This is a genomic window from Mesorhizobium sangaii (genome assembly GCF_014207355.1).
GTDB lineage: Bacteria > Pseudomonadota > Alphaproteobacteria > Rhizobiales > Rhizobiaceae > Mesorhizobium > Mesorhizobium sangaii.
In genome coordinates, this window is sequence record NZ_JACHEF010000001.1 from 1,281,286 (window position 1) to 1,301,981 (window position 20,696).

Annotated in this window: 14 protein-coding genes; 5 read left to right on the forward strand and 9 right to left on the reverse strand. The window is 60.3% G+C overall.

Annotated features, from left to right (window positions below):
* The first annotated feature begins 47 nt into the window (after positions 1 to 47).
* From HNQ71_RS06300 to HNQ71_RS06310, 3 genes are all read left to right on the forward strand, one after another.
* Complete coding sequence (locus tag HNQ71_RS06300; RefSeq protein ID WP_184871673.1) at positions 48 to 458, forward strand: DUF1036 domain-containing protein; 411 nt, start codon at positions 48 to 50, stop codon at positions 456 to 458.
* Positions 455 to 2,785 (forward strand): peptidoglycan DD-metalloendopeptidase family protein, encoded by a 2,331-nt coding sequence (locus HNQ71_RS06305; RefSeq protein WP_184871674.1) that lies wholly within the window; start codon positions 455 to 457, stop codon positions 2,783 to 2,785. The genes HNQ71_RS06300 and HNQ71_RS06305 overlap by 4 nt, the downstream gene beginning before the upstream one ends.
* Positions 2,786 to 2,987: 202 nt before the next feature.
* Positions 2,988 to 4,634 carry a caspase family protein gene (locus HNQ71_RS06310; RefSeq protein ID WP_184871675.1) on the forward strand — a complete coding sequence of 549 codons (1,647 nt, stop codon included), beginning with the start codon at positions 2,988 to 2,990 and terminating at the stop codon, positions 4,632 to 4,634.
* A 39-nt stretch (positions 4,635 to 4,673) separates the two neighbouring features.
* Here the strand turns inward: HNQ71_RS06310 and HNQ71_RS06315 are convergent, their stop codons facing one another.
* The gene (locus tag HNQ71_RS06315) at positions 4,674 to 5,210 is read right to left on the reverse strand and encodes an OmpA family protein (protein WP_184872254.1); all 537 of its coding nucleotides are present in this window, start codon (positions 5,208 to 5,210) and stop codon (positions 4,674 to 4,676) included.
* 191 nt (positions 5,211 to 5,401) lie between these two features.
* On the opposite strand from HNQ71_RS06315, the gene HNQ71_RS06320 reads away from it, so the two are divergent.
* Positions 5,402 to 5,980 carry a DUF6931 family protein gene (locus HNQ71_RS06320; RefSeq protein WP_184871676.1) on the forward strand — a complete coding sequence of 193 codons (579 nt, stop codon included), beginning with the start codon at positions 5,402 to 5,404 and terminating at the stop codon, positions 5,978 to 5,980.
* A 35-nt stretch (positions 5,981 to 6,015) separates the two neighbouring features.
* Here the strand turns inward: HNQ71_RS06320 and HNQ71_RS06325 are convergent, their stop codons facing one another.
* The 6 genes from HNQ71_RS06325 to HNQ71_RS35455 all read right to left on the reverse strand — a co-directional run bounded on the left by HNQ71_RS06325 (position 6,016) and on the right by HNQ71_RS35455 (position 14,773).
* On the reverse strand, positions 6,016 to 7,260 hold the full coding sequence (locus HNQ71_RS06325) for a caspase family protein (RefSeq protein WP_343068059.1): 1,245 nt from the start codon (positions 7,258 to 7,260) through the stop codon (positions 6,016 to 6,018).
* 19 nt (positions 7,261 to 7,279) lie between these two features.
* Entirely contained in the window at positions 7,280 to 8,389 is a 1,110-nt protein-coding gene (locus tag HNQ71_RS06330; protein ID WP_184871677.1) for an OmpA family protein, read from the reverse strand.
* A gap of 257 nt (positions 8,390 to 8,646) precedes the next feature.
* On the reverse strand, positions 8,647 to 12,642 hold the full coding sequence (locus tag HNQ71_RS06335; RefSeq protein WP_184871678.1) for a hypothetical protein: 3,996 nt from the start codon (positions 12,640 to 12,642) through the stop codon (positions 8,647 to 8,649).
* A 25-nt stretch (positions 12,643 to 12,667) separates the two neighbouring features.
* Positions 12,668 to 13,870, reverse strand: a complete 1,203-nt coding sequence (locus HNQ71_RS06340; protein ID WP_343068060.1) for a TIGR03032 family protein — start codon at positions 13,868 to 13,870, stop codon at positions 12,668 to 12,670.
* Positions 13,871 to 14,197: 327 nt separating this feature from the next.
* Positions 14,198 to 14,596 (reverse strand): hypothetical protein, encoded by a 399-nt coding sequence (locus HNQ71_RS06345; RefSeq protein WP_184871679.1) that lies wholly within the window; start codon positions 14,594 to 14,596, stop codon positions 14,198 to 14,200.
* Positions 14,597 to 14,647: 51 nt separating this feature from the next.
* On the reverse strand, positions 14,648 to 14,773 hold the full coding sequence (locus tag HNQ71_RS35455; protein ID WP_281391357.1) for a hypothetical protein: 126 nt from the start codon (positions 14,771 to 14,773) through the stop codon (positions 14,648 to 14,650).
* 253 nt (positions 14,774 to 15,026) lie between these two features.
* Between HNQ71_RS35455 and HNQ71_RS06350 the strand changes: the two genes are divergently transcribed.
* On the forward strand, positions 15,027 to 16,424 hold the full coding sequence (locus HNQ71_RS06350) for a caspase family protein (protein ID WP_246461355.1): 1,398 nt from the start codon (positions 15,027 to 15,029) through the stop codon (positions 16,422 to 16,424).
* 76 nt (positions 16,425 to 16,500) lie between these two features.
* Here the strand turns inward: HNQ71_RS06350 and eglC are convergent, their stop codons facing one another.
* Positions 16,501 to 17,892 (reverse strand): endo-1,3-1,4-beta-glycanase EglC, encoded by a 1,392-nt coding sequence (gene eglC / locus HNQ71_RS06355; RefSeq protein ID WP_184871681.1) that lies wholly within the window; start codon positions 17,890 to 17,892, stop codon positions 16,501 to 16,503.
* A gap of 220 nt (positions 17,893 to 18,112) precedes the next feature.
* Positions 18,113 to 20,689, reverse strand: coding sequence for a glycosyltransferase (locus tag HNQ71_RS06360; protein WP_184871682.1), 2,577 nt, complete (start codon positions 20,687 to 20,689; stop codon positions 18,113 to 18,115).
* Positions 20,690 to 20,696: the final 7 nt, after the last annotated feature.

The following is a 20,696-nucleotide window of genomic DNA, read 5'->3' on the forward strand; positions in this document are numbered from 1 at the left end:
AGCAGCGTGGCCCGATTCGAACCGCCCTGCTTGCCCTGACGGGCCGCATGAGGCTTACGGTCATTTCGGGCGCCGCCCTGCTGGCCGTGCTGTCATCCACCGAAGCGCGCGCCGAATTCACGGTCTGCAACCAGACGCTCGATGTCGTCAATCTCGCCGTCGGCCAGAAGGTCGACAATGCGGACCAGACCGATGGCTGGTGGACCATCGGCGCAAACCAATGCGTGAACGTCATCCGCGAGGAACTGACGAACCGCTACATCTACATCTATGCAACGGACGTGTTCGGCCATGCGATCCTCACCGGATCGACCGAAATGTGCATCGAGCGGCGACGTTTCTCGATACGCGGCATCGACGAATGCTGGCAGCGCGGCCACATCGCGGCGCAATTTCTCGAAGTCGACACGCTTGAACAGGTGCGGTGGACCTTCTTCCTGACCGGAAGCAATCCGTGACGCACAATATCGACACGAGCTTCAGGCAGAAAAAGCAGGCGCGCGCTGCCCTTCGCAGGCGCACGCTTTGGCGCAGGCTCTTGGCCGGCCTAGCGGTGGTTGTCCTGCTTTCGATCGCCGCCGGTTTCTATCTTACCGCGGACTATTGGTCGTTCGGCGACGAAGACGAGGAGCTGCACGCCGTCGAAGGCGTGGACGATGTGCCGGCCGATGCGTCCGTCTATGTGCCCGCCATTATCGACCTGGCGGGGGACCCGATGTGGATCACCCTGGCGCCCGATGCCGGCGCCGCAACGAAAGGCCGCGTGATCCCGCGCCCGGCCGAACTTGATCAAGCCGACGTTTCGCCCCAGATCGAAATCCTGTCCGACGTGATGCTTAGCGCCAGCGAAAAATTCATGACAACGATACCGTCGACGCAGGAGGATTTCGCCTTCTTCCAGGCGCAGCGAAAGACCACTGCCGCGCCAACCGGCGATCTGCAGAACGATCTTGAGCCATCGCCCGCCGCAGGGGAACCCGCGCCAGCTTCGGACCAGAAGGCGGATGCCGACGATCCCGAAGCCGGCTGGGGTGAAACGATCGATGCGGGCGATGCGGCGCTTCCCGCCTTCCAGAAGACCCAGATCGAAAACAACACAAGCGTGGCAGTCGTAACGAATGAGTATCAACGGTTCGAAGCGACCGAAGACACGTTCGTGAAGATCCTCAACGACCGCAGCCTGGACAGCGTTGCGCTCGATGCACATTTCTCCGCGGACGACGCCAAGCTGGCGGGCGAGGCCCTGAAGGCGCTTTTCAACCGCGACGGTCTGGAACCGGGTTACGTCGTTGCCATGCGCGGTTTCAGGCCGACGCGCGAGACGACCACGATGTCCCTCATGCAGGTTTCGATCTACGCCAAGAACGTGTTTGTCGGCACGCTGACCCGCAATGCAGCGGGCGCGTTCGTGTCGGGTGTCGATCCCTGGGTCCGCGAAGATCTCTTCAACTATTCGGGCGCACAGGCGGAAGGCACGCACAAAAGGCAGTACCGTCTGCTCGACGCGATCTACTCGACGGCAGCCCGCAACAGTGTTCCGACCGGCGTGATCGGCGAAGCGATCATGTATCTCTCGAGAGGACAGGACCTGGACGCCTTTGCAAGCGAGGACCAGCGTCTTGTGCTGATCTATTCGCAAACGCCGCGCGGCAAGGACGAAGGTGCCGGGCGGGTGCTGTATGTGGGCGTCCAGGGCACCGAAAAAAGCCTCGACTGTTTCGTCTTCCAGCAGAGCGACGGCCAGTTCGCGTGCGTTACCGGTGACGATCTGGTTCGTTCGCTGACAGTCACCAACGGCATGGTCACGCCGGTCAACGGAGTCATGACCTCCACCTTCGGGCCACGCAAGCATCCAATCCTCGGGACCGTTCGCATCCACAAGGGCGTCGACTGGGCGGCGCCGGTTGGCACGCCGATCGCAGCCGCCTTCGATGGCGAGATCACTTTCCAGGGCGATGGCGGCAGTTATGGCAACCTGGTGAAGATCTCGCATGGAAACGGGCGCGAGACGCGCTATGCGCATATGCAGAAATTTGCCATCGCCGCCGGTGTCGGCACCAAGGTGAAAGCCGGCGACATCATTGGCTACATCGGCACCACCGGCCTCTCGACCGGACCTCATTTGCATTTCGAACTTTATCAGAATGGCGAGGCCATCGACCCCCTGGGCACGGTTACCGCGATCGCTTCGGACGATTCCGCCGTCGAAACGCTCACCGACCGTATCGTCCATGTCGAAAGTGGTGGCAGCGCTCGCGCCAAGAATCCAAATTCTTCGGCGACCGGCGCCGGCCAGTTCATAACCAAGACCTGGATCAGGATGATGAATACCTACCGCCCGGAACTGGCGCGCACTCTGTCGACCGCCGACCTGCTCGCTCTGCGCTACGACGCCACGATCTCGCGTGAGATGGTGCGCAACCTGGCGCGCGAAGGCGAGGCCTATCTTCGGGCGCGCGGCCACCAGATCACGGCCGGCCGGCTGTATCTCTGTCATTTCCTGGGCATGGAAGGCGCACATCAGGTGCTGTCGGCGACAGGTTCGGCGCAGTTGAGCGCTGTGCTCGGGTCGGCCGTCATCCAGGCCAACCCGTTCCTCACCGGCAAGACAGCCAGTTATGTGGTCGACTGGGCCGAAAGGAAAATGGGCCAAAGGCTCAGCCGTGTGGCCACCGACGCCGGCCCGCAGACAACGACCACCGAGATCCGCCAGACATCGCCGGAGTTCGAAAAATACAAGCAGGCCATCACGGCCCTCATAAGCTCGGCACAGAATACGCTTTGAACCTGCCGGCGCGGCTCGCGTCTCTCAGGTATTCCTGCTGCCAAGTGATACCATGGACTTTTTTTTCGGGCGCTTGTGAACCAGAACTGTGGTCAGGATCACATACGCCCAGGAGCCATTGTTGGCACAGGCGACCCTGTCGCTGACGAACCTGGCATGTGCAGACATCAACAGCGCGCCCCGGTGGGCGGAGGGCTGATCCATGAAAGCGTTCGCAGTCTTTCTGAGCGGGATTATCCTGCTCTTCCTTGCCGCATTCGGCGCCCAGGCTGCCGCCGGCGCCGAGGCTGCCGCGCCCAACGCCAAGCGCGTCGCGCTGGTGATCGGCAACAGCAAATACGTCCATGCGGTTAGCTTGCCCAACCCCGCCAACGATGCCCATCTCATCGCATCGACGCTGCGCGATGCCGGGTTCGAGGTGATCGAAGGGGTCGACCAGGACAATCAAGGCATGCACAGCCTGATCAGCCGGTTTACCGAACAATCCTATGACGCGGACCTCGCGGTCATTTTTTATGCCGGTCACGGCATGCAGGTCGACGGCAAGAACTACTTGATACCGGTCGACGCCGAATTGACGTCGCCGGCCTATCTCAAGACCCGTACCATTCAGATCGACGACTTCATGGCTGCGTTGCCGCCCGACCCGGCGGTCGGCGTCATCATCCTCGATGCATGCCGCGACAATCCGCTGGCAAGAACGCTGGCCGCCTCGATGCCGAAGAGCCGCTCCACCTCGATGGGTACCGGTCTGGCGCCGGTCGAAGCAAAATCGGACGGTATCGGAACCGGCGGCCTCCTGATTGCCTACGCAACGGATCCCGGCGCCATCGCTTTCGACGGCAACGGGGTCGACAGTCCTTACTCAACGGCGCTCGCCAGGCATCTGACCGAACCCGGCGTCGAAATACAGGGCGCGCTGACGCGCGTGCGCGGCGAAGTGACCGAAACCACGCAAGGTCGCCAGAGGCCCTGGCACAACGCATCGCTGGGGCGCGAGGTTTTCCTGGGAAAACCCGTCGCGCCAGTGGCGCCTGCTGCAAATCCCGTGGCCGACGCATCGAACGCCGCAGCGACATCCGCTCCTGTCCCTGCTGCCAGTGATCCTCCTTCGTGGGAAGTCGAGCAACGCCTTTGGGACGAGGCCTCGAAGCGCAGTTCCATCCCGTTCTACGAGGCCTATCTCGACCAGTTTCCGAACGGTCGCTTCGCCACCGTGGCGCGGTTGAGCATCGACGAATTGAACGGCCCGAAGGCCCAGAATCGGCAGGTCGCGACACTCGATACGGACCAGACGAACGCCAGTTCCGGTTCGACCGTGCGCACCTCGGTCGGCGTTCCGGACGAGATGGAGCAGACACCGGGCACGGAGTTGACGGAAAGTGCGATCGGCCTCGATCGCGAGGGGCGCATCGACCTGCAATTGCGCATCGAAGCGCTGGGCAATGAGCTTGGGCGCATCGATGGAAACATGGGCCCACAGACCCGTCAGGCGATCGGCATCTGGCAAACGAAGAACGGTCTCCCGCAGACCAGCTATCTGACGCGCGAGCAACTTGCGTTCCTTGTGATCCAGACAGATCCGATAATGGAAGGCGTGCGCGCCAGATACGCCGCCAATCAAGCCCGCGCGGCGCTGCCGAAAAAGCAGATGGTGCAGAAGGTTCGCACGCCGAGGCCGGTGGCACAGAATCCTCGCAAACAACAGAAGGTTGTTCAGAAGCGGCGCAACCGTGAGACCGTAGCGCGGGTGGATTATCTTCCGCCGCGCCAGGACAACAACGACTTCCTCACCAAGGCGCTGATTTTCGGCACCGGTGTGGTCGTGGGCGGCGTGCTCAAGAACTGACAGCCGACATTCGAAGGACCGCCATGCGGTTTTGGGCGGCTATTGCGTCTTTATCCGCATTTCCACGCGGCGGTTCACCGGATCGTACGGGTTGGGGCTGCGCGGATTCTTTTCGCCCATGCCGATCGCGTTGAGCCGTGCTGTCTCGATGCCGTTGGCCGTCAGGAAGGCTGCCACCGATTGCGCTCGTCGTTGTGACAGGCCCTCATTGTATTGCACCGTGCCAGTGGCGTCGGTGTAGCCTTCGACGACGAAGTTGAACTTGCTCAACCGGTTGTCCTTCAGGGCCTTGGCGAACTCGTCGAGTTCAGCGCGCGCAGTCGGGTTGAGTTCGGCCGAATCCAGGCCGAAATTGATCATCATGTCGAGGCCAGTTTTTTCTCCCGGCGCGTCACCTGCCTTGCTCTTGCTTTTGCACTCCTCCTCGGAGCCGACACAAATTCCTCGCGACTTGCCGAGATCGGCCGCACCGGCAAAAAACTTCACAATGTCTTCTGATTTCTGAACGGGGTCGGCGAAAGCGTGGGTCGAGCAAAACACGACCGCCAACACAAAGGCTGAACTGCTCCACTGCATAGCGGCTCCTCCTGTTTGAGCACCAGATTTCGAGCGGCTGCGATCATACCAAATTCCCAGGCAATTGTCTGTCGACAAACGCTGGGGGCACGACAATGCCGAGAGTTGTTGCCGCGTTACGGGTTGAGACTTGACCCGCGCCGCGCCTAGGGCTTGAGTGGCCAGAGCTCCTCGATGAAAGCGTGGCGGTCATGGCCAATGGGCTCCGATTCAAAACGGCACGGGATCTTTTCATTGCTTGTCCCGCTATTGCCCGGGACATGAGAACCCCTCCAACCGAACAGCACTCGATCGAGTTTTGCCGCGGCCTCCTCGCCGGACGCGTCCCCGAGGAAGCGATTACATTCTGTGCCTACCTGCTTCCCGAGCGAGCCGCGGTCTGGTGGGCCCATGAATGCCTGAGCCACCTGACCGACCTGTTCGATGAGAGCGATCACGAATTGCTCGCGCTTGTTCGCGACTGGGTTGGTGAACCGGACAGTCCCCGCCATCGGGCAGCCGTCAGCACAGCCGCGGCGACACCGCCAACAACGCCGGTCGGCTGGATTGCCCTGGCGGCGGGATGGCGTGACAATGGTTCGGCCAGGGCTGCGACGATGGCATCGGCCTCGCAACCCTTTCCTGCCGCCCATGCAGTCAATGCCGGGATTTTGGCCGGACTGGCACGTGTCGCACTCGCGGACCGGTTTTCCGTTCTTTCGGCATTTGTCGAGATGGGCATCCAGATGGCCGAGATCGAGGCGCTGCGCCAATCAGCGGATGCATATTAAATTAGAGCGTCAGAGCGTCCGTCACCCGTCCTGCCTTACTTGCAGCCGCCTTGAGCCCATTTGGCCAGCGCCACCTTGAAGCGCGTTCCAAGCGGATGCTGCAGGCGCAAGACAGAGACATCGTTGGCGGCGAAATTTTTCGCCTGTTCGCACAGCCGCTCCTCGTTCCATTGGTGGCAGCCGTCGCAGTGCTTGCCCTCCCATACCGATTTGTCCAATCCCTCCACCGGACTGAAGCGCGGTTTGCTCTTGATGAGCTCGGCAATGCTTTTGCCGTCGATTTCCGGATCACCGAAATCGATAGGGTGGTTGAAAAAGATGGGGTCGTCCGAGGCAAGCTTCGGGATTTTCTGACGCAGCACATTGAGTGCCAGCTGGGCGTCGTCACCGGAGCCCGACGGATTTGCCGTGGCGTTGCGCACCTCCGAGCCGCCTTCCGGTTGCGGAGCGGTCGCCTCGCCGACGATCAGCGGCGCGTTGAGATCGATCTTGTGCAGCACGACCTCGGTGGTCAGCGAGACATTGATCCAAGGACGCTGCTTGCCGCCGGTTGCCTTGAAGACATCGGCGGTGACGCGGTTCATCGCTTCGGTGATGGAAACATTGGCTTCGCCCATATGCGCGAGCAGCGCCGAAGCGAACGGCGAATGTTCGCCCGATCCGTCATAGGCTACCTGGCTAGGACTGGTGGCGAACGCGACAAGCGTGCCGGCGCCACCGTTCTCGATCGGGATTTCGGCAAGGCCGCTTTTTGCTCCCTTGACGCCGGCGGTCTTTGCCAGCACCTCGGCAAGCGGGTTGTCACGACAGGCATCGAGGAAAATCAACCTTATGCTGGTCTCGCGCGACATCTGCCGCAGAACGAAATCCACCGGCACCGCCTCGAAGTCGAGCGAGGTCTCGTCCTCAAGCGCTGCATCGACCGGAAGCAGGTAGTTGCTGCCCGAAACCTGCAACCCGTGGCCAGCATAGAAGAAAAGGGCGATGTCGGCGCCGCGAACCTGCTTTGCAAACTGTGCAATCGTCGTCTGGGTCTGCAATTTGGTCAGGTCGAAGCCGGAAACGACTTCAAAGTCCAGGCTCTTCAGGCGTTCGGCCATGGCCTGCGCGTCGCGAACCGGATTGGTCAGCGCCGGTGCATGCTGATACTGGGAATTGCCAAGGACCAGCGCAACACGGCGTTCGGCACTGGCAGCCGACAAAGTCAAAAGCAGTGCCAGCGCGACAAGCCCGATGCCGCGCATAAGGCCACCGCAACGGGCAATCAGATCGAAATTCACCGGGACAACAGACCCTTCCTCAGTTGACGAGCTTGGTGGCGGAAAACTCGATCCGCCGATTGAGCGCCTTGTTCTTCGGCGTGTCGTTGGCGGCAACCGGATGATCCTCGCCGTAGCCGGTCGCCGTGATCTGCGTACGCGGAATGCCCGCGGCGACAATGGCGTCGGCAACCGCCTGAGCCCTGCGCTCCGACAAGAGCTTGTTCTCGACAGGCGACCCATCGGAATCGGTGTGTCCGGAAACCTCGACCTTCAGGCCCGGGCACTTGCCAACGACACCGACGACCTCCGCGAGCAGCGGGCGGCTTTGGCTGTCGAGCCGCGCGCTCGCCGTTCGAAAGTAGATAGCTCCGGTGCGCGACAGCACCGCGAACCTGTTGAGGCACTCCTCGTCGCTGAAGTTGGTCTTCGCCGCATCGGTGGCGACGGGGCCGACGTCGGCAGCACTCGCCACGACGGTTTGCACAGTGGCAGGTTTGCTGCCGTCAGCGGTGAACACGAAATCGAACGACACCGAAGCCGTCGGAACAATATTGGTCACATTGGCCGCCTGCTGGAGTTTGTCGACGTTCGGCAGCAGCCCGAAATCTTCCACATGCACGGCAACAGGAGCCTCCGACGCGACCGACACCATGTTGTCGCTGATCATGGTCACCACGATGTTGGCCGAGAGATCCTTGTCGACCCCGTGCAGGTTGAGGCGGAATGGAAGAACGGCCTTCACGCGCCGCTTGGTCGCGAGGTCGGCAAACGCCGCGGGATCCACCTTCGCGGTCAATTCAGCGGTCGGAAATTTGAATGTCTCGAAGAAAAGGAACCGCATGCGGACATTGCGAAGGTCGACCCCCGTATCGACCGAATTGAGGTCGAAGGAGACTTTGGCATCGCCCGCGGAACTGAGGCTGCCGGAAATATTCCTGATCTTGTTTGTTTCGACGATCGTGTTCTTCTTGACCGACTGATAGGTGAGTACCGAAGCGGTCGGATCGAGCGTCCAGTTCGGCTGCGCGTTCGCGCTTCCCAGTCCAGGCAAAAGCAACACGGAAAGCGCAACGATCAAGCCAAGCGTCTCTATGGCGAGCCAACTTGTTGACCGTGATTTCCACCAGAATCCGACGACTTCGAACATGGAACCCCCCTGCCTATGACAACAGACTTCCGTATCGACATCACGACCATGCGGTGTCGATGGAGAGCATAGAACACTTGATCTCGCTTGGCGAGCATCTGCTGATTGCGCGGCGCGCCATTTCCAGGTGACACGAATTTCGGATCCGCCACACGAAAGCGCGTCGTCTGAATGGATTCAGACGACGCGCTTTAGGTCTTTGTTTTATGCATGTCGTTCTCCAAAACCGGGGCCACTTTTGGGCCGACATGCATTAGCTAGAAGGCGATTTTCACTCCGAGCTTGGCGCCGACGGTGGAACTGTCGGAGGAAGCCTTGCCGCGGACTTCGCCGTTGACGGTGGTCAAATCCGACATCTTCAGGTTGAAGCCGGTCGACAGCGCGGCGGAAAAATCCGCATCGTCGAAGTCGATCTCCCTGGTGTCGATTTCGGTCGTGTTCTTGTAGCCGAAACGCTGCTGCAATTCGCCCCGCGCATAGGGGCTGATCACCATGCCGTTGCTTAGCGTGTAATCGCCATAGATGCCGGGCTCGAACTTGATCGCGCCAAATGAAAGCCGGCTCTTGCCGAACTCGTTGCCGCCGCTGTCGGTGTAGGGATCGCCACGGAACGAAACGCCAAGCAGGCCGCCACGCAGATCGAAACGGGTACGCTCGCTCAGCTTGAAGATGTGGCCGACCGATGCCGTCACCGCATAGCCCTGGGTGTTATAGCTGCCGGTGGTGCCGAGCACGCCGTTGGTCACATCGCTTCCGCCGATGAAGCCGGAGGCGGAGACCAGCGCGTAGTCGTAGTTCTTGCGGAACAGCGCGTAGCCGCCGAACATGCCGGCCTTGTTGGTGCCTTCGCCGATGGCGTCAAATCCCCGGAACCCGCCGAGGTTGACATCGGTCGAGGCATAGCCGGCGAAAACGCCGAGGTTCAGGCCATACTCATTGTCGAACTGGAAGTGTTTGGCGGCATTGAAATCCAGGCTGATGGCGGCCGAAAAATCATTGGCATCGAAGCTCGGGCCGGGGCCATTCAAACCACCGCCACTGATGTCGTAGCCGTCATGCTCGGTATGGGCGAACTGGCCGGAGGCGAAGACGCCGAAGCTGGACGAAACCGGCACCATTGCACCCCCGGTTGCGGGCGAGAGGTTGAGGTCAGCATCGATCGCATCACGGTTTATGCCGTAGAGGGCGTCGATTGCCACCGTGACCGCACCGGCGTTGGTGGCGCTGGTGGGCGCCGCGGCAATACCGAAATTGGCCGGCGTGGCACGCAGGAACAAGCCATTCGGGCCAGCTACGATTTCATAGGTGAAAAGCGAACCCGGCGTGCCGGGAATGCCTTTGACGTCGAAGGTCCCGGCAATCGGCCCGCTAGTCGAGACGATGAGGGGGATATCGGTCGCCTGGGCGAATTGCGGCGTGCCCAGCAGATTGACGATGATGGTGTTGGCGCCGGTGGCCGAAAACGCGCTGGCAATGAGTTGATCCGACTGCACCGTCTGCTGGTTTATGTCGAGGCCGATGCGGGCGCCGTTGAGGGTGAGGCCGCCGAGCCTCAGCACGTCGTTGGCGACGCCGTCCGTCATGTCGATCAGCGAATTCGTAGCTGTGATCGAACCAGACATGGTGAGGTTGCCGTTGATGAACAGCGTTGAATTCGTCGCGATGATCGAACCCGGCATGGTGACGTTGCCGTTGATGAAAAGCGTCGAGCCGTTGCCGAGATTGAGCTGGTTGATGCCTTGCGTGCCACCGCTGAAGCGGAGCGTGGAGGCGTCGGCCGAAAAATTGTCGAAGCCGGCGAAGTTCTGGCTCTTGCGGCCGGCAGCGAGGTCGGTGTCTGTGACGGTGCCGTTGGATCCCGTGCCGCTGAACAGGACCTCGTCGGCAAGGTTGAGCGGATCGACCGCGCCGGATCCGTTGATGATCAGCGTATTGGGGCCGAGGCCGGTGATGTTACCATCGATCTTGCCGCCGGTGAGTTCGACGTGGTCCGCGTCGATGCCGCCCTCGATGGTGCCGCCGGAAACTGAAACCTGGTCGAATCCAGCACCGCCGACAACATTGCCGGTGATGGTGCCGCCGCTGACGGTCACGTTATCGTTGCCCACCCCGCCGACAACATTGCCGGTGACGGTGCCCCCCTGTTGGTTGATTGTGCTGGCACCGGCGCCGGTGAGATCAATCGCGGTGCCCCCAGTGCCGGTGATTGAACCGGCGTTGGTGATCGTGACCGAGCCCGCCGTGTTCGCCAGAATACCCGTTGCACCTGCGATCGAACCGGCATTATCCACGCCCGCTGCGCGGCCGGTGCCGGACACAAGCTCGACGCCGACCGTGGAGCCGCTAACTGTCGCGCTATCTTGCACCGTAACCGTAGTAGCCGAACCAGTAGCGGCGGAGTCGTTGCGTGCGTAAATGCCCGAGCCGCCATTGCCCTTCACCGTACCGGTGGCGGTAATCGAAAGGGCGCCGGTGCCTCCGTGGAGGGCACGGATGCCATAGGTTCCGCCACTCACATCCGCCACATGGATTGTCAGGCCGCTGGCGTTGTTGAAAGTCTTGGCGTAGATGCCCCCACCATCCGTCCCCGTCACCGCGCCGGTGGCGGTAATTTCGAGCGCGCCGCCGCTACCGCGATGAATTGCGAGGATGCCGTATGCCCCACCGCTTACGTCCGCGGCCTCGATCGACAGGCCCGTAGCGTTGTCGTATGCCAACGCAAAGATGCCCCCAGCATCAATCCCCCCCGTCACCGGACCGCTAGCGGTAATGGTGAGCGCGCCGCTGCCATGGTGTTCGGCGAACATGCCGATGACGCCACTCACATCGGCAACGTTGATCGTGAGGCCAGTAGAGTTGACCCCCGTAAGGGCAAAAATGCCACTCGCATACGTACCCGTCACCGTGCCAGTGGCGGTAATCGAAAGCACGCCGGTGCCCTCCTGGTCGGCGCCGATGCCCAGACCACCGCTCACGCCGCCCGACGTGACGATCGTGAGATCGCTGCCGTAGTTTCGGGCGTAGATGCCTCCAGTCAATGCGCCGGTACCCCCTGTCACGGTACCGGTGGCAGTAATGGAGAGGGCGCCAGTGCCGTGGTGTTCGGCGGAGATACCATAGGTCCCGCCGCTCACGTTTGTCGTCTCAATTGTCAAATCGGTGCTGGAAATAACGTCGGAGAAGGTACGGGCATAAATCCCATCTCCCGCCGTTCCCGTTACTGTACCGGTTGCGGTGATCGACAGTGCGCCTGTGCCGTAGTGTTCTGCGTGTATGCCGGATGTCCCGCCGGAAACATTTACCGCCTCAATCGTCAGATCGGTGCCACCGGAGTTGTTGGCGTAAATGCCGTTATTGATCGTCCCCGTCACTGCATCGGTGGCGGTAATCAATAGTGCTCCGCTCCCGTCGTTGCGGGAGTAGATGCCGGACGTTCCAGTCACTGTACCTGAGGCCGTGATTGTTAGATTTGTGCCAGCGTGATTGCGAGCGAAAATGGCGGAAAAGGCCGAGGCTGCCGCCGTCCCCGTCACGGTAATCGACAATTCGCCGCTCCCGTAATTATGGGCATTGATCTGACCTGTCGCATTCGCCGCCACGATCGACAGATCAGTGCCAAAGTTCGCGGCGCCGATGCTGCTCAAGTCGCTCGTACTCGCCACCGTCCCGCTGGCAGTAATCGATAGCGCTCCCGTTCCCTGGTTAATGGCGTTGATGCCATTTCCCGCACCGCTTGCGTCCGCCGCGCGGATCGTCAGGTCGGTGGTTCCGACGTAGTTGTGGGCATAGATGCCTATTCCGCCAAATCCGGGACTCGACAGGTTGTTTCCTGTGACGGTCCCTGTAGTGGTGATCGACAGCGCACCGCTACTGTGGTTGCGCGCTACGATACCGCTAACAAAGCCAGTGATGGTCGAGAAATTGGGGTCTCCGGAAGCGTAGTCGCTAAATGTGAGTCCGCCAGTGCCCGTGAGGGTAAGGGCGTTGCCCGCGGCTGTGCTGATACTGAAGGTGTTGTCCGTTGTCACGTTGAGCACGGCGGGAGGCGACCCAGGCAGCGTCTGCGTCGTCGTCGTCACGCCGGTACAGGTGTAGGTGCCGCCGGCGCCGCTGCAGGCGGCATAGGCACGTCGCACATAGCCGCGATAGCCACCGAGGAAGGCGCTCGTCGCGAGCGCGGCGCCGAGCACCAGGCGATTGCGCAGGCCGAGCGCCGGCCCGTCCGTATTTCCCAGTTTCGTCCCCTGCCTCATGATCGCCTCCGCTTCGCGGTCTTGGTTATTGCGTGGCCGTGGCTCCCGTAACAGCTTCGGCAAGAGAATCGTTCGATGGCAATTGTGGTCGCCCGTCTTTCGCCGGATGACTGACGAATCCTGCCGCTTCGGGCGAGCGAAGGCTCACCGCCATGGGGCAGGCAAAGCCGGGGATGACGGCGAGGTCGTAGAGCTCGGCCACCTGGCCGTCGATGCGGAACCAGTCGACGCAGGTTCCCTTTTCCAGGTCGATGACCTGGATGCCGCACCACGGCTCGGAATCGGCGGCGGCGAGGCGGGCGTCAAGCGCCAGCCCCTCGAAGCGCCTGTAGCGCGGTTTGGAAAGACCGACGAAAGCGTAGCGGCCGCAAAACGCCAGCCCGCGCCCGAAACCCGGGCAGAACGCGACCGGTTCGAAGTGGCCCATGCCGCCGTCCTTCGGCAGTTCCACGATGCCGAGCTCGCCTGTGCCGGAGTTGAGCAGCCACAGCGCTCCTCGATGGAGACGCGGCGAATGCGGCATGGAGAGCCCCTGGCACACGACCGTGCCGGTCCCGACATCGATCACAACGCCGCCGTCGGCGCGCCGGTCGCGCCAGCCGTCGATCGTGTCGGAGCGGCTGACAGCCGTGGCATAGGCCGCCTCACCGTCGCGCATCGCCAGACCGTTCAGGTGGCAGCGGTCCTCGTCCACCAACGCCGAGATGAAGGGCGGCCGCCACACTTCCTCGAAGCTGTAGCGGTCCGACACGGTGGCGAGGCAGTTGAAACGGGTGTTGACGAATATCGGCCGGCCGGCCGCGCCGATGCCGACGTCATGCGCGTCGAGTTCCCCCGTAACGTGCACGGTGCGCGGTACATAGCAGGCGTCAAAGATCTCATTGGCCCGCTGGTGTGGTTCCAGCGCGTTGACGAAGCGCACGAGATGGAAGCCCGCCACCAGCATCAGCGCCCCGTCGGAGGCGTAGGCGAGCCCCATCGGGCGTAAAATCGGCGTCTGGTGAACGTTAAGCCCGCCGGTCATCGGGTTGCGGCCGATAAGATAGAACAGGCCGGACTGGTAGGAGGTAACCGCGAGCGCAACGTCCAGCGCCTTCAGCCGTGCCACCAGCCCAGCCGACATCGAATAAGTGAGATCGGGCGAGGCCTCGGCCGGTTCGCTCTCTTCCGGAAGGGGCTCGCCCGCAGCTTCGCCGCTTCCGCGCGCAGCCATGGTGCCGATCTCCACAACTCAACTAATTACGAATGTATGATCTCAGCTAACTTAGAATTTAGGACTGTATGGTCTCCGGCTAACGTATGATCTCAGCTTGACCAACAGGCAATCCTTAAATGGACTGACAGAGATCATGATGCGAGGAACTTTGGCCTCTGTTGCTGTTCGGCAACGCCAATAGTGATCGAGCAGCGACGTGACCTTGGAGCCGCATCTCGAAACGCGGCAGCATGTAGCTGCGAACCTGTTCATCCAGGCGGCGAAAATTCTCCTGATGCGACCCCACAATTGGGAGGGATCATGGTTACAGAACCAGCAAAGGAATTCTTTCCCCGGCCATTAGACGGTTTGGCTCCGTCGCTTCTTTCCGTCGTCATCCCCGGGTGTGCTCATCCTCGCCCCAGGATTATACTGAACGTGAATATGCGGAAACATAGGCCCCTGATCGTTCACGAGGACCAAATACTTTGCTTTTCCAAGCTCAGAGTTAAGCTCCTGCTGCAAAAAGTGTCCCATTAGAGTTGAAACTATACCAACTCCACGATCCGCCAGCTTTCTTGTTCTAATATCAACCGCGTTCCCGGAATGATGCAGAGACCAACGGGAGTGGTTATACCACTCTTTTCCAGCAGTGAACTCAAGTTCAACGCGCCTAGGCGCATATTGCTTGAAAACGCGTCGAATTATCGGAATGGCCTGCTGCATTGGCGGACTGAGGCGGCTTTCGATCTGTCTCATCGGAATCTCCGTGAAAAAGAAAGTGTCATTCCTATACCACAAGTACCGCAATCACGCGTTTGGATCGTGACCCACATGGCAAAAAACTGTGACCTCTGCCGAACGGAAGCACGGTTGTTCGGCGCTTTTGTAGGCTGCTCCATAAACCGGCAGCGCAAGGTTGATCTTGATCGGCATCGCGCCCTCCTCAGTCCATCCGAGAGCATACAAACCCGTTTTCCCTATCTTTGACACGATTCTTGGTATAAATTTTTGCTGGCCTTTGGCGGCACGGGGTCCATACGCTCAGGCATGACTGTATTTGCGTGGGGTGCGCTTCGAAGGTTGCAAGACCAGGATTGACGCAGACCGGAACGGGCATACTGATATGACCCATTGCCACAAACTCCTGCTTCGCATCCCGCTGCTTCTGCTTCTCGTGCTTCTTGGCATGGCCGGCGCCCGCGCCGCGGTCGAGCAGAACCCGTCGCCGCAACCCCGCAACCGGCTGGCGATCGTCATCGGCAATTCGAACTATCAAAGCACCCGGCTGGAGCATCTCCCCAATGCGGCAAACGATGCCACACGGCTTTCGGAGAGCCTGAAGCGGCTGAATTTCGAAGTCCTGACGGGAACCGATCTCTCGACCGAGGGTTTCGCCAAACTGCTTCGAGACGCCGATGCAAAGTTGCCGACCGCCAGTGCGGTCTTGATTTTCTATGCCGGCCACGGCGTGCAGTTGAATGGTGAAAACTACCTGCTCCCGGTCGACACGCCCGATCCCGAAAGCCTGGAAAAACTGGTGGCCAGCGCCATCAAGCTGAATGATGTTATCGCCAGGTTCGCACGACGGGACCGCCAGACATTCATATTCCTGGACGCGTGCCGCAACAATCCGCTCGGTCCCGGCGCCGGTGCAGGCAATGGTCTGGCGCAAGTTGACGTCGGTGAAAACACGTTCGTTGCCTTTGCCACGCAGCCCGGCAATGTCACCGCCGATGGCGGCGGCGAAAACAGCCCGTTTACCGTCGCGTTGCTGAAGAACCTCGAGATCCCTGGACTGAGCGTCTCCGACATGATGATCCGCGTCCGCAACGAAACCGAAGCATTGACGGTTGGCCGTCAAGTGCCGTGGGATCAATCGAACCTGCGCGAGCAGTTCTATTTCACCGAGCAGCAGGCACTCGATCCGGCACAGTTGAGCGCAAGCCTTTCGCGAATTCTGGCGGACCCCATCGCCAAGAAGAGATTGCAGGTCGAGCTTGCCTCCAGCGACCTGCAAACTGCGGTGCTGGTCGTCGGGCAGACGTTGCGGTCGGTCGAGATTCCCGCACCGTCAACCGGTGTCCCCGAGCCGGTTGGCACTCAGGTCGCCAATCTGTCGCCAACTGAAAGCGTTGAGGACGCTCGCCAAAACGTCGTCTCCGGCCTCGAAACCCTCATTGTCGGCGCATCGCCGGGCGAAGCGGAAAAGGACAAGGCTGGCGATCTTGCGCGCAGCATTCAGACGGAACTTCGTCGCCTGGGTTGCTACCGGATGCAGGTTGACGGCGATTGGGGCACCGGCTCCATCCGCGCTCTCACCGACTATTACAAAAACACCAAACAGGTCGCGTCGACGACGGAGCCGACTGTCGGGCTGCTCGGCGATCTGTTTTTGCGCTCCGGCAGAATCTGCAAGCAGCCGGTCGTCGTAAAGCCCAAGCCGGCTAAGGTCGCGTCGGATGCCGGCCCTTCGCAAACCAGCTCAGGCCGCAAGACCGCGAAACGCTCGCAGGCCGCCCCGCAACGCCCGGCAGCGCCCCCGCCGGACATTGGTGCCGGCATAGGCATTGGTGGCGTGTTCTAGGGATACTGGCGGTCAGGCGCGCTTGGTAACTGCCCTTGATTTCCTGACCGACCCACGATCCACCATCAGGTTGCGCCTAGACAATCCAATCGTGCAACGAGTAGGCATGGATGTAGTCGATCTGCATTTCCGCAGGTGTGGCAAGCCCGTCGGCGGGCGTTCCCGCGATGCCGCCAACCGCGAGATCGACCAGCATATACATCGGCTCGTGCATGTCGGCAGGCGTTGCGGCATGCGCGACTTCGACGTTGTCGAAATACCAGACGAGTTCGTTTTCCGTCCACAGCACCCCGTATTTGTGGAACCCTTCGGTATCCGCGACATAGGGCGTGGAGGATACTGTCGTATGAGTTCCCGTCTCGTTCGTGTGGCTTGTCAGAAGGAGCTTGTTTGGATCCTGACCGGTCATCTCTATGGCGTCCAGCTCCGGTGGCCAGGAGCCGTCCGCCGGCAGAAGCCAGAAGGCCGGCCATGCGCCCTGTTTTTCGGGCATGTCGGCCCGAATTTCGAAATAGCCGTAGGTCTGCGCGAAGGAGTCGTGCGTCGTCAACAATCCTGACGTGTATTGGTAGTTGTTTATGTAGGGCTTGATAGCGTCAGGGGCCTTGGCGGCGGTAATCGTGAGAACGCCGTTGTCGATGCTGAACGGCTTGACGGAACTCGTCGGGGCATAGTTGGCATCGACATACCATTGAAGCTCGCCGTTGCCGGTGAGCGAGCTGCCGTTGGCGCCTCCCCACCAGAAGTTCGTGTTCCAGGTGCCGCTCGAGCCATTCCACAGGTTCAGTGTGTTGAACTCGTCCGCGAAGGTGAGTTGCAGATGCGACCTGTCCAAGGCGAGATCGAACTGGCTTGCGGCGAACTGGTCGATCGTCTTGTTGGCGAAGACGAGAAACTCGTTGCCGGATAGATCAAGTCGGACGTTCGCTCCCGACTGGACCATGTTGGCGTGCACCTGGTCGAAGGAGGTGAAGCCGTAGCTCCCGACGCGCACCGTATCGTCGGCGCTGAAGTCCAGGATCAGGTCACTGCCGTTGCCGGGGGCGACGACGAAAATGTCTGCCCCGGAGCCGCCCTTGAGAACATCGTCGCCCTTCAAGCCGTCGAGCGTCTGTTGGCCGGAGCCGCCGGTGATGATGTTGTTCAGCTCGTTTCCGAAAGCATAGTGCTTGTCGCCTGTGACCGTCAGGTTTTCGAAATTCGCCGGGAGCCTGTAGTTCATCCAGGTCGAGATGGTGTCGACACCCTCGTTGGCCAGCTCGACCGCCTTGTTCTTCGTGGAATACAGATAGTAGATATCATCGCCCTTGCCGCCATACATCGTGACGCTGACGTTGCCGTCGCCATAGAGCGAGTCGTTGTAGATGCTGCCATAAAGCGCCGGGCCGGAATTCGTGGCCGAGTACCATTTTGTCGAGGATCCGCTGTAGGGGAGTGGAACGCCATAGGCGTTCAGGACGGTGGTCATTGTGGTCTTGCTCCTCGACTCGATGCCAGCCCCAGCATCTATGGAGGGTACGAGAAGCCAAAGTCTTTTTTGGTCTTCGACTTAGGAGGGTTACCGAAAGCTTAACGCCAGCTCACTGCTGTTCCGCAACGCCCGATTACCATCGCAAACCGGCCGCTGGATCGAACTGCGACCGCACGCGGCTCATCCCACGCGTCTCGGGACGGCGCCCTCGCCTGCTCTAGGTATTCAGGATGGAATTCCTGTATCCTTGGACGTCTTGAAGGCGATTTGCGATCACCTTGCCGACCGCCTCCGGGCTGTGCACTTGAGCCATGTAGGTCCGGGCGCGCTCGCCAACCGCGCTGACGGCCTCCATATTATCCGCAAGTTGCGTCATGATCCGAGCAGCTTCGTCTATGTCGGGATCGGCCCATTTCTGCCCTTCGATGAAATAGGGGTATTGGTCGGGCTCCACGCCGATCAAACGGTATGGAATAGGAAAACCAGTCTGCGTGCTGACAAAGTCCTTGCTTCCGGAAAAGTCCGTTGCAATGACCGCTTTGCCCATGGCCATGGCTTCGGCAATTCCCAATCCAAAACCTTCCGATCGATGCAACGAAATGAAGACATCGCATGATTTCGTCAGGCAATAGGTTTCGGCTCGAGTCAGAATTTCGTCAATCAAGACAACCCGCTTGTCGGTCTGCGCCAGGCCACGAATTGAATTCAGAATTGCTCGTTTGTGAGGGCTATTGCCCATTGTCTTGATGATCAAGGAAACCCGCCGATCGCGGTCCTGTCCGAACGCGCGAAGATAGGCCTGTAACACGGCATCCGGGTTCTTTCGGTCCGGGTAGGACGAAAAATCGAACGCAAACAAGAATGCCGTGGAATCCTTTGGAATCTGGAAGCGCTCCCGGTTCGCCTCGATGTTTGGCGGAACGGAAATAGCCACTGGAATGTGCACGACGGGACGGTCCGTACCAGCTATGAACGCGTCGCGGACGAAGGCCGTCGGGGCCCAAATCTCGTCCACATGCTGCAAGCTGGTCAGCCATTGCGGATGGATCAGAGGCAGTTCCCAGAAAGGCCGGACGATATTGTATCTGTTGTGCAGAACACCGACGCCGACGCCCTGAATGGTTGACCCCAGCATGTCGGCGTTTACGCAAAAAACGTTCACCATTTTGGATGGCCGCGCAGCGATGCGGTGCGTCAGGGCTCTGTCCCTGTGCGACGACAGAACCTGCTCGTCAAAATTCGTGACATCGTAGTTGATGCCCGCGCTCTCAATCGATCGGGCCAGCGAACGCATGGCTTCACCGACGCCCGTCTCTGAAGAAGGGTAACCGATGAGGGATAGACCAGGCGCAAGCGTAGCCTGGGTCGTCGTATCGAAATTCGTGGGCCAGGCATGCCGGAACATCGCATCGAGAAATTGTTTTCGCCTGGCTGGCGGCACCATTCCATAGAGCCAGCGAATGTGAGGTTGGGCTCTTAGGAGAGTTCGATAAGCACGACGCGCGACCCGCCTTGCAATCATCGAGGTTTGTTTGCCGGAGACGTCCGCCATTGCGTTTGGGTCGGTCTTCGCAGACCCAAGTTGGTTCATTCTTTCGGCGACCGTTTTCGTGAACCTGGAAGGAATCCCGGCCGACGATGCGCCGCCGGACATATACCAGTCAGCATAGTTTATCTGGGATCGTCCCTCCTGGAGGGGGAAGTAGGATTGCAGGTCGCGCCTCGTCGTCCAGAGTGCGTGCGCAAGCTGCGTGACCACGCCACCGGGATTCGGATTGATGTCGGCTGGACGGTCGAGATGGTCGGGCATCAGGGTGAAGGGATCGCCCTCGAAAGGCTCGAGCTTCTCGCGATAGACAATTCGCGCCAGGCTCGGAATATCGGTGCCGTCGGAAAACGTCCCGAAGCCATAAGGCACGGCCGAAAACCTTCTTGCCCCAAAGGCCTCCAACTGGTCGTGATAGTCGGCCAACAGGTTTTCCAACTCCTTGGTCGACGTTGGCTTCCACCGCTGCTGGTGCTTTGACAGGACACTCTGGTCGCCGGGAGTGATCCCGCTGAAATGAAAGAAGGCGAGTGGAGAGCCGTTGACCTCGTATCGTTCACTCGTCTTTTTGATCGTGCGAGTATCCAGGTTCCAGTACGCCACGTTGTAAGCTGGATCGCGCAGGATGTGCGTGCCCGAGCAATAGGCCGGCCACAGGTCCATGAACTTCTGGTCGACGAAAATCCCATCGCTCAGCCGATTGGCGACACACTCGTTTCGCAGGCGCGTCTCCCACCATTCCAGCAAGGCTGACGTCTCGTCCGTCCTGGCCAGGGCCAGAAATCCCAGATTGTAAATCCCGGCTTGCATGAAGGTCAGGTCGTTTGGGCCTTCGGGATGGAGGTTGGGAGCCAGCGCATGCGGCGTCAAGATGGACGTCGCCCCCTCGTCGAACGCCTGCAAGATCTCGTCGAAACGGCGATAGGCAAGGATATCCGGATCCAGGTAAATGACGCGGTCAAAACCTTCGGCGAAAAGCCGCCGGAATACGGTCGGCTTGATCGCGGTGTTGAGTTCCATGACGTCGTAGCGAAAACTGAAGGCCCGACGATCGGGCAGATCGAGATCGTCGAAGAAAATATGGGCGTCGAACTCGGGAAAGGCGTCCTTTTCCAGGTCTTCCCGATGTGTGTCAGCGATGGCAAGTATGCAGGAAAAGTCTGGATGGTGGCGAGCAAACGAAGACGCAAGCGCCCGGGAATAGTGGAGATAATTCCAGGACGAAATCGTAAAAAACGCATTCCTCATGCTTAGC

What these genes read in the sequence shown, in the direction of transcription:
- HNQ71_RS06330 (WP_184871677.1), bottom strand. Translation starts at nt 8,389, where the DNA reads ATGTTCGAAGTCGTCGGATTCTGGTGGAAATCACGGTCAACAAGTTGG.
- HNQ71_RS06300 (WP_184871673.1), top strand. Translation starts at nt 48, where the DNA reads ATGAGGCTTACGGTCATTTCGGGCGCCGCCCTGCTGGCCGTGCTGTCA.
- HNQ71_RS06350 (WP_246461355.1), top strand. Translation starts at nt 15,027, where the DNA reads ATGGCCGGCGCCCGCGCCGCGGTCGAGCAGAACCCGTCGCCGCAACCC.
- HNQ71_RS06335 (WP_184871678.1), bottom strand. Translation starts at nt 12,642, where the DNA reads ATGAGGCAGGGGACGAAACTGGGAAATACGGACGGGCCGGCGCTCGGC.
- eglC (WP_184871681.1), bottom strand. Translation starts at nt 17,892, where the DNA reads ATGACCACCGTCCTGAACGCCTATGGCGTTCCACTCCCCTACAGCGGA.
- HNQ71_RS06345 (WP_184871679.1), bottom strand. Translation starts at nt 14,596, where the DNA reads ATGAGACAGATCGAAAGCCGCCTCAGTCCGCCAATGCAGCAGGCCATT.
- HNQ71_RS35455 (WP_281391357.1), bottom strand. Translation starts at nt 14,773, where the DNA reads ATGCCGATCAAGATCAACCTTGCGCTGCCGGTTTATGGAGCAGCCTAC.
- HNQ71_RS06360 (WP_184871682.1), bottom strand. Translation starts at nt 20,689, where the DNA reads ATGAGGAATGCGTTTTTTACGATTTCGTCCTGGAATTATCTCCACTAT.
- HNQ71_RS06310 (WP_184871675.1), top strand. Translation starts at nt 2,988, where the DNA reads ATGAAAGCGTTCGCAGTCTTTCTGAGCGGGATTATCCTGCTCTTCCTT.
- HNQ71_RS06315 (WP_184872254.1), bottom strand. Translation starts at nt 5,210, where the DNA reads ATGCAGTGGAGCAGTTCAGCCTTTGTGTTGGCGGTCGTGTTTTGCTCG.
- HNQ71_RS06320 (WP_184871676.1), top strand. Translation starts at nt 5,402, where the DNA reads ATGGCCAATGGGCTCCGATTCAAAACGGCACGGGATCTTTTCATTGCT.